The 631-nt window shown below is 40.7% G+C and carries 1 protein-coding gene and 1 pseudogene; both read right to left on the reverse strand.

Annotated elements, in window-relative coordinates; translation table 11 throughout:
* Nucleotides 1-500: iron chelate uptake ABC transporter family permease subunit (locus ACFINO_RS10965; protein WP_375655881.1), on the reverse strand; the 500-nt coding region annotated here is incomplete at its 3' end.
* Between the two features lies 1 nt (nucleotide 501).
* Nucleotides 502-631, reverse strand: a pseudogene (locus tag ACFINO_RS10970) (hemin ABC transporter substrate-binding protein); the annotation flags it as partial.

Raw genomic sequence — 631 nt, forward strand, 5'->3', positions numbered from 1 at the left:
ATCGCGTAGAGAACAATTGTTGATAATAGACCACCACACAATGCACCTATGATAACCTTGTAAGGTTCTAGAAAAGGTGCCAATGAAGAAGGAAAGGCAATACCGACAACAATTGCTAAAACAGCTCCAAGACCGGCACCTGCAGATACGCCTACAATCCCCGGATCTGCAAGAGGGTTACGGAAAAGACCTTGCATGAGAACACCAGAGACAGCAAGAGCTGCTCCAACTAACACTCCCAAGATAATACGCGGCAGTCTTATGTCTATAAGTATGAGGTAATCACGCGTTCTACTACTCATCGAAAAATCTTGTGTGAGCATTACATGAAGGAAATCAATGAAAGAAGCCTTTGATGCACCATGCAAGAGTCCTCCAAAAATGCTGAAGATAAGAAACACAATTAAACTTAAGAGCAAAATTTTTGCTAAGTTCGCACGACTTACTCTTTTATTCTCCTTTGTTTCAGATGTATGCACAATGGATGGAGTGTCTAGCATGTTATAAGCTCTTACCATTTTGACCTACACCATAGAGCATATCAATAAGCTCCTTTGATGCGTTTGCAGTACGTGGACCAAATCCTAAAAGATACATAGCATCCATCTGTTTAATAGCCTGATTTTTTGCT

Origin of the sequence: Bartonella sp. AA83SXKL (assembly GCF_042196965.1) — a bacterium.
In the GTDB taxonomy this organism is placed as follows: domain Bacteria; phylum Pseudomonadota; class Alphaproteobacteria; order Rhizobiales; family Rhizobiaceae; genus Bartonella.